The organism is Nonomuraea sp. NPDC049421 (genome assembly GCF_040677005.1).
GTDB lineage: Bacteria > Actinomycetota > Actinomycetes > Streptosporangiales > Streptosporangiaceae > Nonomuraea > Nonomuraea salmonea.
Genome location: NZ_JBFAQA010000031.1, coordinates 1 through 17532, shown reverse-complemented (window position 1 = coordinate 17532; position 17532 = coordinate 1). Strand labels below are relative to the sequence as shown.

Below are 17532 nucleotides of genomic sequence, written 5' to 3'. Positions count from 1 at the left end.
TTTCTGGGGGCGTTTGCTGGTATTTGTGCTTGATCCTTCTCGGGAGGTCTGTGTGGGTATCTGTGCCGGGCGCGTGGTGGTCGTGACGGGTGCCGGTCGGGGCATCGGCAGGGAGCACGCGCTGGAGTTCGCCCGGCAGGGCGCTCGCGTGGTGGTGAACGATCTCGGCACCGGCCCCGGCGGCGAGGGCGGCTCGGCGGGGCCCGCGCTGGCCGTGGCGGAGGAGATCCGCGACCTCGGCGGGCAGGCGGTGCCCAGCAACGAGGACGTCGCCGACTGGGACGGCGCGGCACGGCTGGTGAAGACCGCCGTCAGCGCGTACGGGCGGCTGGACGTGCTCGTCAACAACGCCGGCTTCGTACGGGACAGGATGCTGGTCTCGATGACCGAGCAGGAGTGGGACGACGTCGTACGCGTCCACCTCAAGGGGCACGCGGCGCCGTTGCGGCACGCGGCGGCGTACTGGCGGGAGCGGGCCAAGGCGGGTGACCGGGTCAGCGGCAGGGTGATCAACACCTCGTCGGGCGCGGGCCTGATGGGCAGCGTGGGGCAGGGCAACTACGCGGCGGCCAAGGCGGGCATCGCCGCGCTGACCCTGGTGGCCGCCGCCGAACTGACGAGGTACGGGGTGACGGTCAACGCCATCGCGCCCGCCGCCCGTACCAGGATGACCGAGCAGGTGTTCGCGGAGTCCATGGCCCGCCCCGCGTCCGGCTTCGACCCCATGGACCCCGCGAACGTCTCACCGCTCGTCGTCTGGCTCGGCTCGGAGGAGTCGGCGCACGTGACGGGACGGGTGTTCGAGGTGGAGGGCGGGACGATCGCGCTGGCGACGGGCTGGCGCCACGGCCCGAAAGTGGACCGCGGCGCCCGCTGGGCCCCGGCGGACGTCGCCCCGGCCATCACCGACCTCCTGACCATGGCCCCACCCCCAGAACCGGTCTACGGCCAACCCACCTGACCCGCCCGGCTCCCGGACCTCCGCCGGGCTCCCGGACCTCCGCCCGGCTCCCGCCTCCCGACCAGCGCCCGCACCCCCGACCAGCGCTTGGACCCCCCGACCAGCGTCCTGCCCCCGGCCGGGAGGCGCGAGCGGCCGCCGGGTCAGCGCATGGTTGAGCGGGCCGTCGGGTGGAGTCCTAGGCGGAGTGAGGGGGCGGTGAGGTGGGGGGTGATCATCGGGAGGTCCACCTCCTGTTCCTTCTCCGGGCTGTCGAAGCGGGCGAACCACACGAACACGTTCACCCCCGTCCGTACGGGCAGCCGCGGGTAGGTGTTCTCGGCGTGCTCGCTCTCGAAGCACGCCACCACGGGCACCCCCGCCTCGGCCAGCACGGGCGCGACCTCGCGAGCGAAGAACCCGGCGAAGCCGGCCCCGACGTGGTGGACGGTGGCGACGTACAGGGCGGGCGGCAGGTCGGTGGCGCCGGCGGGCGGGCGCTCGGACAGGGGCGGCTCGGGCCCGACGGGCCGCAGCAGCAGCACGTCGTCGGAGTCGTCGAGGGTGGCGTTGGCGGCGTCGCGGTGGGCCTGCCACACCGGCCCGCCGTAGAAGGACTCGAGCGAGGCGCGCCGCTCCTCCATGGAGGGAAAGGCCCGCAACCAGGGGAACGTGTCCGGCTCCCCGGCCTCGCGGAAGGAGCCGGGCACCCGCATGCCCGCCGTCTCCTGTCCTTCGACGAACTCCCGCTCGAACAGCGAGATCAGGGTGTCGCGCCGTCCCGGGCGCATGCGGTAGCGCCGCAGTTCGTAGATCATGCGCGGACGGTAAGCCCGGGTCACTGACACCCCTTGTCAGCGTAAGCTCCGAACAATGTTCTGATAACTCCTCGCTACCATTCGACCACGCATGGTTATATGCTCGCACTGACCTTGATCCCCTGAGGTCAAGGAAGCCCCAATGGGGCCGGCGGCGCCCATCGGGCCCGGTGGCCGCCGTCCCCGGCGGGCTTCCCCCTCGGATGGCGAAGGAGCAGATGTGATCAGAAGGGTGTGGACCGTCGCGGCCGTGCTCGCAACGGCCGTCGGCGGAGCGCTACTCGCAACCCCCGCTCACGCTGACGACGACTGGGCCCGGTGGGCGGCCCCCTGGGCGGGTGGCAACTGGGCCGTCAACCGGAGTGCCAACACCGACTCGGCCCAGTCGGGGAACGCCTTCGGAGACGTCCTCGCCGGCAACGACGGCGACGGGCTCTCGACCAACGTCAACAACATCAACGGCATCGCCCCGACCGCGACCAACGGCGGGATCACGGTGACCTACATCTTCTACTGACCGGCTGACGTCCGAGAAAACAGCACCTCGAAAGGACACATCATGATGAAGAAGCTCTGCGTGACCGGTGTCATCGCCGCCACCGCCGCCGGCGTCACCCTGCTGTCGGCCCCCGCCTACGCCGACACCAACGCGGGCAACTCCAGCCGTAACGCCAACTCCTCGCAGTCGGGCAACAACTTCGGCAACGTCTACAACGCCAACGTCAGCGGCGGTCGTGGCGCCACCAGCTTCAACAACGTCAACGGCAACGCCGTGACGGGCACCAACGGCAGCGACGTCGTCGTGGACGACGTGGTCGACTAGCACAGCCAGGGCCGCGCCGCGCGACCGCCGGACCGCGGCGTGGCCCGACCGCGGCGAGCCGGGCCGGAAATGGCCCGGCTCGCGGCGTATTAGCATCCCTGCGTGACTATCTGTGCTTATGCCACGTTTGACGGGCCCGATGACGAGCTCGCCCCAGTGCTGGCGGCCTGGCGGGAGGCCGGCATCGAGGGGCGCGCCGAGCGCTGGGACGACCCTGACGCCGACTGGAGCGCCTACGACGCCGTGGTGGTCCGCAGCGTCTGGGACTACGTGGACAGGCGCGCGGAGTTCCTCGGGTGGGCGCGGCGCGTGGCCTCGGTCACGCGGCTGCTCAACCCGTACCCCGTGATCGACGCCAACACCGACAAGACCTACCTGCGCGAGCTGGGCGTGCCGATCGTGCCCACGCACTGGTCGTCGCGAGAGCTGCCCCACTGGCCGGAATACGTCGTCAAGCCGGCCGTCTCCGCCGGCGCCCGCGACACCACCAGGACCACCGACCGCGCCGAGGCCGCCCGGCTGGCCGCGGCGCTGGAGGCCGCGGGGCGCACGCCGATGGTCCAGCCCTACCTCGACATGGTCGAGTCGGAGGGCGAGACCTCCCTGCTCTACTTCAACCGCCGCTTCAGCCACGCCGTACGCCGCAGCCCCATGCTCGCCCCCGGTGCCACCACCGAGGACAACGAGCGGGCTGAGCTGCGCACACCAGCCCCGGACCAGGTCGAACTCGCCGAGAAGGTGCTCACCGCCGTACCCCATGACCTTCTCTATGCCAGGATCGACCTGGTCCGGCTACCCGGCGGCGAGCCGGTGCTGATCGAGCTGGAGCTGACCGAGCCGTACTTCTTCCTCGACCTCGACCCCGCCGCTCCGGCGCGGTTCGCGGCGGCGCTGCGCGAGCTGCTGGGCTAGCAGGTGATGCCGCCGTCCACGGGGATGACCGCCCCTGTGAGGTACGCCCCCGCCCGCGACGACAGGTAGATGGCCGCGCCCGCCATGTCGTCGGGCCGGCCGATGCGCCCGAGCGGCACGCTCTGCGCGATGGCCTCGCGGGTGCCGGGGTCGTCGAGCGCGAACGCCATCATCTTCGAGTCGAAGGGCCCGGGGGCGATGGCGTTCACCGTGATGTGCTCCTTGGCCAGGCGCTGGGCGAGGTGGCGGGTCAGCATGTGGACGGCCGACTTGGTCGAGGAGTAGGCGTAGCTCTCCAGCGCCGGCACCCTGATGCCGTCCACCGAGCCCACGTTGATCACCCGCGCGGGATCGTCGGCGCCGGCCGCCTGCCGCAGCTGCGGCAGGAACTTCTGCGTCAGGTAGAAGACGCCCTTGACGTTGATGTTCCAGAGCTTGTCGAAGGCGTGCTCGGGGAACTCCTCCAGCGGCGCGCCCCAGGTGGCGCCGGCGTTGTTCACCAGCACGTGCAGCGGCCCCTCCACGGCCGACACCAGCCGGTCGATCCCGTCGGGCGTGGACAGGTCGGCGGGCACCGCCCGGCAGCCCAGCTCGGCGGCCGTCTTCTCGACCTCGGCCGTCTTGCGGGCGGAGATGTACACGTCCGCGCCGGCGGCCACGAACCCGGCCGCGATCATGCGCCCGATGCCGCGCGAGCCGCCCGTGACGACGACGGTCTTGCCTTCAACGGAGAACAGAGTCATGTTCTGGGAGCATGCCATACCAACTGGTCGGTCGCCAGGCGTCGCGCCGGTCAGGGATGCTGCGAGGAGACCGAGACCACCTCGCCCGTCATGTACGAGGAATAGTCGCTGGCCAGGAAGACGATCACGTTCGCGACCTCCCACGGCTCCGCCGACCGCCCGAACGCCTCCTTGGCCGCCAGCTCCGCCAGCAGCTCCTCACTCGTCACCTTCGCGAGGAACGGGTGCACCGCCAGCGACGGCGCCACGGCGTTGACCCGGATCCCGTGCTCGGCGGCCTCCAGAGCGACGCACCTGGTCAGCGCCATGACCCCGGCCTTGGCCGCCGCGTAGTGCGCCTGCCCGCGCTGGGCCCGCCAGCCGATCACGGAGGCGTTGTTGACGATGACGCCGCCGCCCTGCGGGATCATGTGCCGCAGGGCCGCCCTGGTGCAGCGCATGGTGCCGGTCAGGGTGACGTCGATGACGGCGTGCCACTGCTCGTCGGTCATCTCGGCGAGCGGGGCCGTACCGCCGAGTCCGGCGTTGTTGACCACCACGTCCAGCCGCCCATGCGCCTCCACCACCGCGTCGAACAGCGCGAGCACCTGCGCCTCCGAGGTCACGTCGCACGGCACGGCCAGCGGCTTGACGCCGGTCAGCTCGGTCAGCGCCTCGGCGGCGGCGGCCAGGCGGCGCTCGTGCCGGTCCGAGAGCACGATCGTGGCGCCCTCCTCCGCGCAGCGCCGGGCCGTGGCGTAGCCGATGCCCGCGCCCGCGGCGGCGGTGACCAGCGTGACCCGGCCGTCGAGCAGGCCGTGCGCTCTGGGGTAGGACGTGGGCATGGATGCGGCTCCGTTCAGCGGGGGAGTCCCAGCGTGCGCTCGGCGATGATGGTGCGCTGGATCTCGCTCGAACCGGCATAGATCGTGTCGGCCCTGCTGAACAGGTAGAGGCGCTGCAGCGCGTCGAGCTCTCCTACCAGCCCCGCCCGGCCCTGTACGGCCTGCGCCAGCTCGCCCAGCCTGCGGTGCCACTCCGACCAGTAGAGCTTGGCGATCGACGCCTCGGGGCCCGGCCGGTCGGAGCGCAGCATCCTGAGCGCGTTGAGCCGCATGATCTCCAGCTCCAGCCACGACCGGACGAGCCGGTCGCGCAGCACGGGGTCGCCGGCCGCCCCGGTGCGCTTCGCCGTCTCGATGACCCGCCGCAGCTCCCGGCGGAAGCCGATCTGCTGGCCGAGGGTGGAGGCGCCGCGCTCGTGGCCGAGCGTGGCCATCGCCACCCGCCAGCCGTCGCCGGGGGCGCCGAGCATGTTCCCCGCCGCCGTGCGGGCGCCGTCGAAGAACACTTCGTTGAACTCCGAGGTGCCGGTGAGCTGCACGATCGGCCGTACCTCGACTTCCGGCCGCTTCATGGGGACCAGCAGGTACGACAGCCCGCGATGCCGCTGCGACCCCTCCTCCGTCCTGCACAGCACGAAGCACCAGTCGGCCACGTGCGCCAGCGACGTCCAGACCTTCTGCCCGGTGATCACCCACTCACCGCCTTCGAGGCGGGCCCTGGTGCGGATGTTCGCCAGGTCGGAGCCGGCGTCGGGCTCGGAGTAGCCCTGGCACCACAGCTCGTCGCCGCGCTGGATCGGCGGCAGGAAGCGCTCCTTCTGCTCCTCGGTGCCGAACTCCAGGATGGTCGGCCCGATCAGGCCCTCGCCGATGTGGCCGACCCGGGCGGGGGCGTCGGCCCTGGCGTACTCCTCGTGGAAGGCGACCTGGTCCTCCAGCGAGGCGGCGCGGCCGCCGTACCGCTCGGGCCAGGCCAGGCACGTCCAGCCGTGCTTGCCGAGGTGGCGTTCCCACGCCTGGCGCAGCTCGTGGCCCTCGTGCTCGCGCCCGGGACCGCCGAGCCCGCGCGCGTGGGCGAACGGGCCGCTCAGGCTCTCCTCCAGAAAGGCCCGCGCCTCCTCACGCAGGCTCAACGAACCCCCCGGCGAATCCGCCGTAGCCGCCGCGGAAGAACACCAGCGGGCCGCCGTCGGCGTGCGTGTCGAGCTGGAGCACCCGCGCCACCACGATCACGTGGTCGCCGGCCGGATGTTCGGCCTCGACCGCGCAGTCCAGCCAGGCCAGCGCGCCGTCGAGCACGGGGTTGCCGCCGGGGGAGCCGGTCCAGGCCAGCCCGGCGAACTTGTCGCCGCCCTTGGCCGCCATCTGCACGCAGACGGCCTGCTGGGTCTCGGCCAGCACGTTGACGGTGACGACCTTGGCTCCGCGCACCTTGGGCCAGCTCGAGCTGGTGTGGGCCACGCAGAAGGCGATGAGGGGCGGGTCGAGCGAGACAGAGGTGAAGGAGTTGGCGGCCAGCCCGTACGGCCGGCCGTCCACCGGATCGACGGCGGTGATCGCCACCACCCCGGTCGCGAACCTGCCCAGCACCTGCCGGAAGCGGCGGCTGTCCAGCCGGCTGCTCTGGCCGTTCTGACCGCTTTGGACAGGCTGGGCTGGGCCCGTGGCCATGGCGGCTCCGTTGCGAATCCTGCGCTGATGGGGCGTGGGAAGGCCGCGGCAGCCGTCCGGTGCGATGAGCCGGGCAGCGTGTGTGCTCATGGTGGGCCTCCTCGTCCGCCTGTGCGCTCAATCTTACCAAGCGCTTGCTTGGACGCTAGGGGGAAGCCGAAACGGCTGTCAAGTCGTGCCCTCCGACCTGCGTTGACAGCGGCGAGAGCGGCTGCCTACGGTGCCATTGTGCCCAAGCGCTTGCTTGAATTCCGCGACCGCACCGCCGTCGCGGGCATCGGCTGGACCCCCTTCTCCAAGGACTCGGGAGTCAGCACGCTCACTCTGGCCTGCCGCGCCGTGCTCGCCGCCCTGGAGGACGCCGGGCTGCCGCCCGACTCCGTGGACGGCCTGGCCACCCACCGCGTCGGTGACTCCGCCCCGCCCACGCTCGTCGCGCCGGCGCTCGGCCTGACCGGCGTCACCTGGCACCTCGACCAGTTCGGCGGCGGCAGCGTCTCGCACGCCGTCGTGGGCCAGGCCGCGCTGGCCGTCGCGACCGGGATGGCCGAGACCGTCGTCTGCTACCGCGCCATCAACGCCCGCTCCGAGTTCCGCATGGGCGGCACAGGACGCGCCCTGCCGGTCAGCCCCGAGGTGCAGTACCAGGCCCCGTACGGCTATGTCGCCCCGCCCCAGCAGTACGCCATGTACGCCCGCGCCCACATGATCCGCTACGGCACCACGGCCGAGCACTTCGGCCACCTGGCCGTCACCCAGCGCGCCCACGCCGCCGCGAACCCGCGCGCCCTCATGCGCACCCCCATCACCCTGGACGACTACCTGGCCGGCCGGTGGATCGCCGAGCCGTTCCGGCTGCTGGACTGCTGCCTGGAGACCGACGGGGCGTGCGCCGTCGTCGTCACCACGGCCGAACGCGCCCGCGCGCTGCGCCGCCCGCCCGTCCTCATCTCGGCGGCGGCCTGGGGCGGCGGCACCTCGCACCTGTCGGGCGGCGCCGCCGACCCCACGGTGACGGCCGCCGCCGAGCTGGCGCCCCGCCTGTACGCCCAGGCCGGCCTCGGGCCCGCCGACATCGACGTGGCCGAGCTGTACGACTGCTTCACGTACTCGGTGATCGTGCAACTGGAGGACTACGGCTTCTGCCCCAAGGGCGAGGGCGGCCCGTACGTGGCCTCCGGCGCCACCGCGCTCGGCGGCCCGCTGCCGGTCAACACGCACGGCGGCTTCCTGTCGGAGGGATACGTGCACGGCATCAACCACATCGCCGAGGCGGTCTCCCAGCTGCGCGGCGAGGCGGGGGAGCGGCAGGTGGCGGGGGCCGAGGTGGCGCTCTCGACGGCGCAGCCCGGCTACGTCCTGCCCGCCACCTCCGCCCTGATCCTGAGGAGCGACCGATGACCGGCTTTCGCGAGGAGCCTTCGCTGACCGGCTTTCGCGAGGAGTCTTCGCTGACCGGTCACCTGCGGAGGAGCGACCGATGACCGGCTACCTGCCCCAGCCCGACCGCGACTCGGCGCCCTGGTGGGAGCGGCTGGCGGACGGGCGGTTCGCGGTGCAGGAGTGCTGCTCCTGCGGCGCGCTCCGGTTCCCGCCGCGCGCGTTCTGCGCGGCCTGCCGTACGGAGGAGTGGCAGTGGCGGGAGGTGGCGCCCGAGGGGACGGTGGAGAGCTGGATCGTCAGCCGTCAACCCTTCGTGCCGGGAAGACGCGATCCATACCTAGTGGTAATGGTCCGGCTGGCGGCGGTGCCGGGCTGCCTGGTGTACGGGAACTGGCGGGCGCCGCGGCCACCCGTGCCCTGGGAGCCGGTGACGGGAGAATATGTCGAGGTCGCGGCGGGGGTGACGCTGCTGAACTGGGCGCCGGCCGGCGACGGGAGCGGGCCAGGGGCGGGTGCCGATGCGGGGACGGCGCCGTAAATCCTCCCGGTTTCTGACTTTGAGCCGGAAATTGGATTGGTACCCGTAAATCCCACCAGTCCCACCGTCACGAAAGGTGTCCCCACGTTCGGCCCTGAGGGTTGATGATGAGGCAGTAGGCGTCGTCGACGCGGACGGCGCGGACTTGGGGCAGACGTGAGCGTTGCGTACGCGAAGGCTCGCGTGACCGCGAGGAGGTCACGCGGTGCTCGCATGCCCGCCCGCGCACCGCCCCCCCGCACATGGAAAGGCCCCCATCGGGAGATGGAGGCGTCGGTTCTGCCGGTCCCCTCGGAGGAAAGCGCGCCCTGGCGGGCGTGGGGGACCCGCCAGGACGCGCTTCCTGCCCCGTGTGCGACGACCCAGGACTCCGGCGAGGGATGGAGTCCTAAACCGTTGATCCGCACACGGAGTCGATGGGGGAGCGCGAAGGCTCCAGCTGCCGGATACGTGCGATGTGTCGAGCTGCTCCGACCGGGTCATCGATGGAATGCGCGACGGGGGCGCCAACCTCCTCGTTGCGGACTAAGGATCCGTCGGCGCATCTCGCGGTCAGCTCAGCCGACACCGTGTGCGCGGGCGTGCCGCCGCCCATGCTCTGGTAGGTGTGGGTTGACCGCAGGCGGAGCGACGCGTAACGCAGTGAACGCGTTGCTTCGCGAGGGTCCTGCCAGGGCAGGTATGGCGTACCCGCGCGGACCGGCAACACTGGCCTTCACCCCCTCACCGGCCTTTAGATGGATTTGTACCAACGAATGGATGATGGGCCGGTCAAGGGGGTTCGGTCAAGGGGTTGTGGCCTGCTAGAACCAGATCGTCTAAATTGTTGGAACAAAAGGGGTGAAAGTGGCAAGGTCGGTGCTGTATCAGCAGGTGGCTTCGGAGTTGCGTCGAGCCATCTACTCGGGTGTCCTCGGCCCCGGGGCACAGCTGCCGACCGAGGCGCAGCTCATGGAAGACCATGGGGTGAGCAGGAACACCGTGCGACTGGCCCTCGGCGAACTCGTCAACGAGGGGCTCGTCACGCGCACGCCGCGGCGCGGCACGGTGGTCCGAGACCGGCGCCCGTTACTGATCTATCCGCAACGGGAGCTGGAGCCACAACCCAGCGGGGAACTTCGCGAGGCCTTCGCCTACGCCGTCGCGCAGGAAGGCCGGGCGCCCAGCCAGTACATCGAGGTCCTGACGGTGTCTCCGGTCGAGGAGATCGCCAGCAGGCTCGAGCTGGCCGATGGGGAGCTGGCGGTGGTGAGACGCCGTCTGCGGTTCGTGGACGGGCAGCCGTACAACACCAACGACTCCTACTTTCCCCGTGATCTAGTCGCAGATTCCGAGATCGCCAGGCCCGGTGACATCGCGCGAGGGGCGAACCGGGTGCTGGAGGAGCTGGGCCATGCGCAGGTGCGCGTCGTCGACGACATCTGGGCGCGCATGCCTAACCAGGAGGAGGCAGAGCGTCTCCAGCTCGAACTCGGTACACCGGTCATGGTGTACGTCAGAGTGGGGTACGACCGGGCTGACATGCCTGTGCGTGTCGCCGTGTCGGTTTTGCCAGCCGACAAACATCTGATCAGATACGAGCTTGATCGCCGCTGAGAGCTCGTGGGTGAAGGGGTGATCCCGCCGGCCGGGCGCAGCGAGAATTAGCCGCCTCGCTGGCCATGGGGAGTCGTGCATACTCCCCTAAATCGCCATTTATCCATATACGTCGGGTATATGGCCACATTTCGCCCCAGCGCACCATTGCGCCATCACGCATCGTGCCGCTGCGGACACCCACGGCATCGAAGGGCTTGTACTATGCACACCACCACCCTCCTGCACCCGCTCTCCCTGCGCAGAGCGGAACCCGCGGACCTTCCCGGCGTACTCACGCTGCTCGCCGACACCGCCGAGTGGCTCTATATGCGGGGAGTGCGGCAGTGGCCGCGGGGAGGGTTCGGCCCCGAGCGGATCGAGCCGCTCATCGCCGAACGCGTGCTCTTCCTGCTCGATGACGAGCTCAGGTATCTCTACCCCGACGAATCGGCCCCGCCTGTCGCCACCATAGCCCTTGACGACCACGCCGACCCCGAGTTCTGGCAACCCGCCGACGACCCGGGGGCCGCGCTCTACATCCACAAGCTGGCCGTCGCCCGTCCCTGGGCCGGCTCCGGCCTCGGTGACGCCCTGCTGGACTGGGCCTGCTCCATGGCGTACGCGTCCGGCCTGCCCTGGCTGCGGCTCGACTGCGCCAAGAGCAACCCGCAGCTGCAGGACTACTACCGCAGCCGCGGCTTCCGCCACGTCCGCACGGTGGACCTGCCGCACCGGTCGTCGGGCGCGCTCTTCGAGCGCCCGTCGGAGGACGTGCCGGCCACGGCCTTCCGTGACCTCACGATGGCGGAGCTGATCAGCGCGTGATCTGACCCCGGCCCCGGTTCACCCCCCGCCGGGGTCCATGCGGAACGTGACATTCCGTGCATATGCGACAGCAAAGTCGATCTTGTCCCGCTGACAGGCTTCTGGTTACGCTTTGCCCGGTTCTGTCAGAGCTCCAGAGCCGCACGAGTCAGGCACGCGCCTGCCGGTGGGGTGGAGCGACGTCCGACGCCCTGGTCAGGGGCGTCCCTCGTTGTGGTTCGGAGTGTGACGCGCCGTGCGCAGATTCTTGTCGCATGCCTTCTTCTCCCGGACGGCGGCCCTCGTCCTGGTCGCCGGGCTGCCGGGGTTGCTGCAGTTACCGGCCATGCCCGTCGCCGCCGAGGTGGGCGTCCAGCAGACCGGCTTCGTGACGCGGCAGGCACCGTTACGCGGCGCCGAGGCCCTGCCCGAGATGACGGGCCGGCCCACCGCGGCGACCGCCTCGGACGACACGCAGGACCCGTACGTGCCGGGCGCCCTGCCCCGCGACGCCGGCGGATGGCCGCGTACGGCGCTGAAACCGGACAAGGAACCCGAAGCTGAGCTGCCTCCCGCGATCAAGCGCGCGGAACAGCGGGACGTCGCGACCGCGGCCGACACATTCCCCTTCATCGACGCGGTCTACCCGGTGGCGGGCTCGCTGGTCGGCAGCACGACACCGCTGCTCACCGTGCGTGCCTCGCGGCTGGGCGGCCCCTGGATCGAGATGCGCTATCGCTACAGCATCTGCGAGAAGCCGGAGGAGACCGACGAGGTCGTCTTCCCTCCGCCGCCCGACCCGCCCTGCTGGAACTCCTCGGACATGCTGGGCGCCGACACCTGGAAGGTGACCGCCGGCTGGCTGGAATGGGGCAAGCAGTACGAGTGGTGGGTCCGCGTCACGGACCCGGAGAGCCGTGCGACGGCCACGTCCGAGAAGCAGCTCATCGGCACGCAGTCGCCCCAGCCGTTCAACAGCCCGCACCTGGGTGAGCAGCTCGGCGACGGCAAGGAGTTCTCGCTCGCCTCCGGCAACTACACCACCACGGTGGTGGACGCGCAGGTGCAGGTGGCGGGGCCCGACCTGGCCGTGGTGCGCACGTACAACAGTCTGGACTCGCGGACCGACGGCATGTTCGGCCCCGGCTGGTCGGCCACCTGGGACATGAACATCGTGGCCGAGCGCTCGGGCTCGACGATCACCGGGCTGCTGGTCACGTACGCCAGCGGCCGCCGGGTCCGCTTCGCGCCGAAGGGCGACGGCACCTACCAGGCCCCGCCGGGCAGGAAGGACACGCTCGCCGACGTCGAGGGCGGCGGCTGGCGGCTCATGGACACGTACGCGACGACGTACGTCTTCAACGAGAACGGCCGGCTGACCAAGATCGAGGACAACCGCGGGCGGGCGCAGACGCTCACCTACAATGCCGACGGCACCTTCGACACGGTGAGCGGCCCCGGCGGCCGGGCTCTGCACTTCACCTGGGACGGCCACCGCGTGGCCACGGTCTCCACCGACCCGGTGGACGGCACGGCGCAGACCTGGACCTACTCCTACACCGGCGGCAACCTCACCTCGGTGTGCTCACCGGCCGCCGCGCCGAACTGCACCACCTACACCTATGGCGACGGCTCCCGGTACAAGGGCCTGGTGCTCGACGCCGAGCCGCTCGGGTACTGGCGGCTGGGCGACGCCCGGAACGAGCCGGCCGCGAACCTGGGCAGCGAGGGCGGCGCGGGCATCTACAACAACGTCACCGTCGGGCAGCCGGGAGCCCTGGAGGGCACCGCCGACACGGCGGCCGGGTTCACCAAGTCCACGATGATGCTGCCCTGGAACATGCTGGACAAGGTCCAGAACTCGGTGTCCATCGAGGGCTGGATCAAGACCTCGCAGAACGGCATCGTCCTGTCCGCCGGCGAGTTCGGCTACGAGTTCGGCGCGACCGAGCCCGTGGTGTACGTGGGCACAGACGGCAAGCTGCGCGGCCAGCTCGGCTACGTCGACGGCAGCTACACGCCGATCACCTCCGCCGGCGCCGTCAACGACGACCAGTGGCACCACGTGGTGCTCACCGTGGACGGGGAAAAGCAGAAGCTGTACCTGGACGGGCAGCTCGTCGGGGAGCTGACCGGCACGCGCTACGACGATTACCTCGCGGACGCCTACCTGGGCAGCGGCGACCGCGCCACCTCCTGGCGGGACATCCCCGGTGGCCAGACCACGTCGGGCGCGTTCGCGTTCAAGGGCTCGATCGACGAGTTCGCCGTGTACGGCAAGCCGCTCACCGAGGCCGAGGTGCAGGCGCACTTCGCGGCCCGCGCCAAGGCCAGCCACAAGCTCGTCAAGACCACGCTGCCCTCCGGCCGGGTCTGGGCCAGCAACACCTACCACCCGTCGAGCGACGCGCTCCAGACGCACACCGACGGCGACGGCGGCACCTGGCGGATCGGCGACTTCGAGATCGACTGGCTCGAAGGGCTCTACAAGGTCACGCTCACCGATCCGCGCGGCGAGACCCTGCAGTACGCCTACGACTCGCTGCGCAACAAGCGGCTGGCGTACACGGTCGACCAGGCCGGCGGGAAGACCACGTACGACTACGACACCGGCGGCTTCGCCGTCAAGCAGATCGACCCCAACGGCACCGTGTCGCAGCAGTGGCACGACAAGCGCGGCAACGCCATCAGGATCAAGACCTGCCGCAAGGCCGGCGACTGCCAGTACGTCTACCGCGACTACTGGTGGGACAAGGACAAGCCGCTCGACCCGCGCAACAACCTGCTGACCCACGTACGGGACGCCCGCTCGTCGAGCGAGACGGACGACCGCTACCTCACCAAGATCGACTACAACGAGTACGGCGAGCAGGTCAAGCAGACGACCCCGGCCACGTCGGACTTCCCGAACGGCCGCTCCCGCACCGTGACCTACACCGACGGCACCGAGCCGGCCGTCGGCGGCGGCACCACGCCCGCCGGTCTGGTGAAGACGGAGACGGACTACCGGGGCAAGACGACCACCCACGCCTACACGGCGGCGGGCGACCACGCCGAGGTTCGGCTGCCCGCCGGGCTGGTGACCAGGTACACCCACGACGCCCTGGGCCGGATGACCTCAAAGACGGAGGTGACGGAGGAGCATCCGGACGGGGTGCGGACGACGTACACCTACGACGCCGTCGGCCGGCTGCTGTCCACCCGGGGGCCCGGCATCAAGAACGAGGTCACGGACGCCACCCACACCTCCGAGGTGACCTACACCTACGACCCGGACGGCAACGCGCTCACCGAGACCGCCTCCGACCTCACCGGCGGTGACCCGCAGCGCGCCATCACCTACACCTACGACGACTACGGCCGGGTGGCGACGGTGACGGGCCCCGAGGGCGGCACGGTCTCCTACGGCCACGACGCCATGGGCAACCAGACGCACATGGTGGACGAGCTGGGCAACCGCTTCGAGTACACCTACACGCAGCGCGGTGAGCTGCACAGCACGACGCTCAAGGGCTACACCGGCAGCCCGGTGTCGCCCCAGCCGGCCAAGGACGTGGTGCTGGAGGAGCTGTCGTACGACCCGGGCGGGCGCCTGAGCCTGCGTTCGCTGCCAGAGGGCCGCAAGACCGAGTACGTCTACCACGGCGACAACCTGCTGCACCGGGTGGTCGCCAAGGGAGCCAAGCTGAACGGCTCGACCAGCACCCGCGACGTCGTGGTGGAGGAGAACACCTATGACGCGGCCGGCAACCTCGTCCACGTGGCCGCCGGCGGCACCCCCACGCAGAGCGCGAGCCGTATCGAGGAGATCAGCTACACGGTCGACGCGGCCGGGCGGGTGACGTCCGAGACCTTCGACCCGGCGGACCTGGCTCGCAAGACCGCCTACGTCTACGACGCCAACGGCAACGTCACGAAGATGACCAGGACCGGCGCGGGCACCAGCCGCGCCGAGTCGGTCGAGTTCGCCTACAACGACGACGACGTGCTCGTCCGGCGTACCGTCGAGAACGGCGACGAGGACGTCACCACGCGCTGGAAGGTCGACGAGCGCGGCCTGATCGTCGAGTCGGTCGACCCGCGCGGCAACGCCTCGGGCGCCGACGAGGCCGGCTTCACCACCCACTACCGCCACGACGCGGCGGGCCGGCTCGTCGAGGTCAAGGCGCCCGAGGTCGCGGTGGAGGAGTACGGCGCCGAGCCCAGGCGGGCGCGGCCGAGCATGAAGTTCGGCTACGACGGCGCCGGGCGGCGTACGCACGAGGTGGACGAGGCCGGCGCCGTCACCACCTCCGCCTACGACCGGCTGGGACGCCTGGTGTCGATCACCGGGTTCCCGTACCAGCAGCCGGGCGGCCCGGCGCTGACGCCGAAGGAGACCTTCGCCTACAACCCGGCGGGCCAGGTGACGCGCTACACCGACCCGCGCGGCTCGACCTGGGTGACCGAGTACGACGCGCTCGGCAACCGGGTGCGTGTGACGGAGCCGTCCGTCGAAGGCCGGGCCGCCGGGCAGTGGGTGTACGAGTACGACCTCGCCGGAGAGCTGCGCGCCGCCGTCGACCCGACCGGGGCACGTGTCGAGAGCGACTACGACGACCTCGGCCGCATGTGGCGGACGACGGTCCTGGAGCGCAAGCCCGCGACCGAGGCGTTCACCACGCAGCTGGCCTACAACGACGTCGGCGCCCGTACCAAGGAGGTCGGCCCGCTCAACCGGACCACCTCGTGGCAGGTGAACGCGGCCGGCGAGATCACCAAGGAGACCGACCCGGCGGGCAACGCCACCTCCTACGCCTACGACCCCTCCGGGCGGGCCACCAAGGTCACCGACGCGCTGGGCAACTCCGCGATCAGCGAGTACGACCTCGCGGGCCGGCTCACCGCGCTGAAGGAAGCAGACAGCACCGGCAAGGTCCTGCGGACGACGAGCTACGGCTACGACGCGGCGGGCAACGAGATCTCGGAGACCACGCCGGAAGGCCACACGGTCCGGAGCACGTACGACGCGACGGACCTGCTGACCAAGCTGGTCGAGCCGGTCTCGGCCGACAAGTCGATCACCACCACGTACGGCTACGACATCGCCGGCTCGCCGACCAGGGCCACCGATGGTCGCGGCAACGCGTTCTGGACGACGTACAACAGCCTCGGCCTGGCCGAGCGCACGATCGAGCCGGCCACCACCGCGCACCCGGAAGAGGCGGACAGGACGTGGACCTACGTCTACGACGCCGGCGGCAACATGATCTCGGCGCGGTACCCCGGCGGGGTGCGCGTCGACCACGCCTACGACGCGCTCGGCCGCCTCACCGAGCAGAGCGGCACGGGCGCGGAGGTGGACACGCCGCGGTGGACGTTCGACTACGACGCGGCAGGCCGCAACACCGTCGTCGGTGACTACACCCTCGACTACAACGACCGGGGGCTGCTCACCAGGGTCGCCAAGGGCGGCACGCAGACGGCGGCCTTCACCTACGACGCCTACGGCAACGCGACCAAGAAGCAGGACGTCAACGGCGCCACGACGTACGGTTACGACGCCGCCGATCGGCTGAAGACCTTCAGCGACGCGGTCAGTGGTCGGTCATTGACCTATGACTACGACGCCGCCGACCGGCTCAGGACGCTCACCTCCGCCAGCCCCGGAGGTAAGCAGGAGTTCGGCTACGACGACCTCGACCGCATCACCAGCCACACCCTGCGCAACGCGAGTGGCAGCCAGCTGGCGAAGATCACCTACGGCTGGGACAAGAACGACAACCTCACCTCCAAGGTCACCGCGGGCACGGCCGGTGCGGGCACCAACACCTACACCTACGACCAGGCCGACCGGATGACCTCCTGGACGGCCCCCGACGGCACCACGACCACCTACGAGTGGGACGACTCCGGCAACCGGGTCAAGGTCGGGGACACGCCCTTCGTCTACGACGAGCGCAACCGGCTGCTGTCGGGCGGCGGGACGGAGTACACGTACACGCCGCGCGGCACCCTCGCCACCGAGACCACGAACGGCGTCACCAAGCAGCTCAAGTTCGACGCCTTCGACAACCTGGTCTCCGACGGGGACGCCACCTACACCTACGACGGCCTCGGCCGCCTCGCCTCGCGCACCCAGGGCGGGCAGGAGGAGCGCTTCGTCTACACCGGCATCGAGAACGACATCGCCGCCGTCACCGACCCGGCCGGCACGGTCAAGGCCCGCTTCGGCCGCGACCCCGACGGGAGGCTGGTGAGCCTGGCGGAGAACGGCGTCCAGCTGGGCGTGCTCAGCGACCAGCACGACGACGTCGTGGCCACTTTCACCGGCGACGCGCTGGTGGACTCGACCGCGTACAACCCGTTCGGTGAGGTCATCGCGAGCAACGGTACCAAGCGGCGGCTGGGCTACCAGGGCGCCTACACCGACCCGAACACCGGCAAGGTCAACATGGCCTCCCGCTGGTACATCCCGGGCACGGGTGGCTTCGCCTCGCGCGACGACTTCTCGATCGA

At 70.6% G+C, this 17532-nt stretch carries 14 protein-coding genes; 9 read left to right on the top strand and 5 right to left on the bottom strand.

From position 1 onward, the window contains the following. Positions 1-52: 52 nt before the first annotated feature. Complete coding sequence (locus AB0K18_RS39265) at positions 53-961, top strand: SDR family oxidoreductase (protein WP_364925396.1); 909 nt, start codon at positions 53-55, stop codon at positions 959-961. A gap of 143 nt (positions 962-1104) precedes the next feature. Here the strand turns inward: AB0K18_RS39265 and AB0K18_RS39260 are convergent, their stop codons facing one another. Next, positions 1105-1758, bottom strand: coding sequence for an NIPSNAP family protein (locus AB0K18_RS39260; RefSeq protein WP_364925394.1), 654 nt, complete (start codon positions 1756-1758; stop codon positions 1105-1107). Positions 1759-1978: 220 nt separating this feature from the next. Between AB0K18_RS39260 and AB0K18_RS39255 the strand changes: the two genes are divergently transcribed. The 3 genes from AB0K18_RS39255 (at position 1979) to AB0K18_RS39245 (ending at position 3493) form a co-directional block, all read left to right on the top strand. Next, positions 1979-2275 carry a hypothetical protein gene (locus AB0K18_RS39255; RefSeq protein WP_364925391.1) on the top strand — a complete coding sequence of 99 codons (297 nt, stop codon included), beginning with the start codon at positions 1979-1981 and terminating at the stop codon, positions 2273-2275. A 42-nt stretch (positions 2276-2317) separates the two neighbouring features. Next, on the top strand, positions 2318-2581 hold the full coding sequence (locus tag AB0K18_RS39250; RefSeq protein WP_355423442.1) for a hypothetical protein: 264 nt from the start codon (positions 2318-2320) through the stop codon (positions 2579-2581). A 102-nt stretch (positions 2582-2683) separates the two neighbouring features. Then, positions 2684-3493, top strand: coding sequence for a hypothetical protein (locus AB0K18_RS39245; protein ID WP_364925389.1), 810 nt, complete (start codon positions 2684-2686; stop codon positions 3491-3493). Here AB0K18_RS39245 and AB0K18_RS39240 read toward each other — a convergent pair. From AB0K18_RS39240 to AB0K18_RS39225, 4 genes are read right to left on the bottom strand one after another with little or no spacing between them, the layout of a single operon-like run. Next, positions 3490-4236, bottom strand: coding sequence for an SDR family oxidoreductase (locus AB0K18_RS39240; RefSeq protein ID WP_355423436.1), 747 nt, complete (start codon positions 4234-4236; stop codon positions 3490-3492). The two genes, AB0K18_RS39245 and AB0K18_RS39240, sit on opposite strands and share 4 nt — an antisense overlap. 50 nt (positions 4237-4286) lie before the next feature. Continuing rightward, positions 4287-5060 (bottom strand): SDR family oxidoreductase, encoded by a 774-nt coding sequence (locus AB0K18_RS39235; RefSeq protein ID WP_364925384.1) that lies wholly within the window; start codon positions 5058-5060, stop codon positions 4287-4289. Between the two features lie 14 nt (positions 5061-5074). Beyond that, positions 5075-6193, bottom strand: a complete 1119-nt coding sequence (locus AB0K18_RS39230) for an acyl-CoA dehydrogenase family protein (protein WP_364925382.1) — start codon at positions 6191-6193, stop codon at positions 5075-5077. Continuing rightward, on the bottom strand, positions 6180-6821 hold the full coding sequence (locus tag AB0K18_RS39225; protein ID WP_364925379.1) for a flavin reductase family protein: 642 nt from the start codon (positions 6819-6821) through the stop codon (positions 6180-6182). Before AB0K18_RS39225 ends, AB0K18_RS39230 begins: the two co-directional genes overlap by 14 nt. A gap of 138 nt (positions 6822-6959) precedes the next feature. Here AB0K18_RS39225 and AB0K18_RS39220 point away from each other — a divergent pair, with 138 nt between their 5' ends. From AB0K18_RS39220 to AB0K18_RS39200, 5 genes are all read left to right on the top strand, one after another. Further along, a complete protein-coding gene (locus AB0K18_RS39220) occupies positions 6960-8132 on the top strand; it encodes an acetyl-CoA acetyltransferase (RefSeq protein WP_364925376.1) in 1173 nt (390 codons plus the stop codon). Between the two features lie 79 nt (positions 8133-8211). Further along, entirely contained in the window at positions 8212-8652 is a 441-nt protein-coding gene (locus tag AB0K18_RS39215) for a zinc ribbon domain-containing protein (RefSeq protein ID WP_364925374.1), read from the top strand. Positions 8653-9510: 858 nt separating this feature from the next. Continuing rightward, a complete protein-coding gene (locus AB0K18_RS39210; RefSeq protein ID WP_355423420.1) occupies positions 9511-10248 on the top strand; it encodes a GntR family transcriptional regulator in 738 nt (245 codons plus the stop codon). A gap of 204 nt (positions 10249-10452) precedes the next feature. Beyond that, positions 10453-11055, top strand: a complete 603-nt coding sequence (locus tag AB0K18_RS39205) for a GNAT family N-acetyltransferase (RefSeq protein ID WP_364925372.1) — start codon at positions 10453-10455, stop codon at positions 11053-11055. Between the two features lie 235 nt (positions 11056-11290). Beyond that, positions 11291-17532, top strand: a 6242-nt coding sequence (locus tag AB0K18_RS39200; protein ID WP_364925369.1) for a LamG-like jellyroll fold domain-containing protein, incomplete at its 3' end; no start/stop codon positions are given.

Coding starts and splice junctions, on each gene's coding strand:
- AB0K18_RS39260 (WP_364925394.1), bottom strand. CDS start 1,758: ATGATCTACGAACTGCGGCGCTACCGCATGCGCCCGGGACGGCGCGAC.
- AB0K18_RS39250 (WP_355423442.1), top strand. CDS start 2,318: ATGATGAAGAAGCTCTGCGTGACCGGTGTCATCGCCGCCACCGCCGCC.
- AB0K18_RS39240 (WP_355423436.1), bottom strand. CDS start 4,236: ATGACTCTGTTCTCCGTTGAAGGCAAGACCGTCGTCGTCACGGGCGGC.
- AB0K18_RS39235 (WP_364925384.1), bottom strand. CDS start 5,060: ATGCCCACGTCCTACCCCAGAGCGCACGGCCTGCTCGACGGCCGGGTC.
- AB0K18_RS39225 (WP_364925379.1), bottom strand. CDS start 6,821: ATGAGCACACACGCTGCCCGGCTCATCGCACCGGACGGCTGCCGCGGC.
- AB0K18_RS39215 (WP_364925374.1), top strand. CDS start 8,212: ATGACCGGCTACCTGCCCCAGCCCGACCGCGACTCGGCGCCCTGGTGG.
- AB0K18_RS39205 (WP_364925372.1), top strand. CDS start 10,453: ATGCACACCACCACCCTCCTGCACCCGCTCTCCCTGCGCAGAGCGGAA.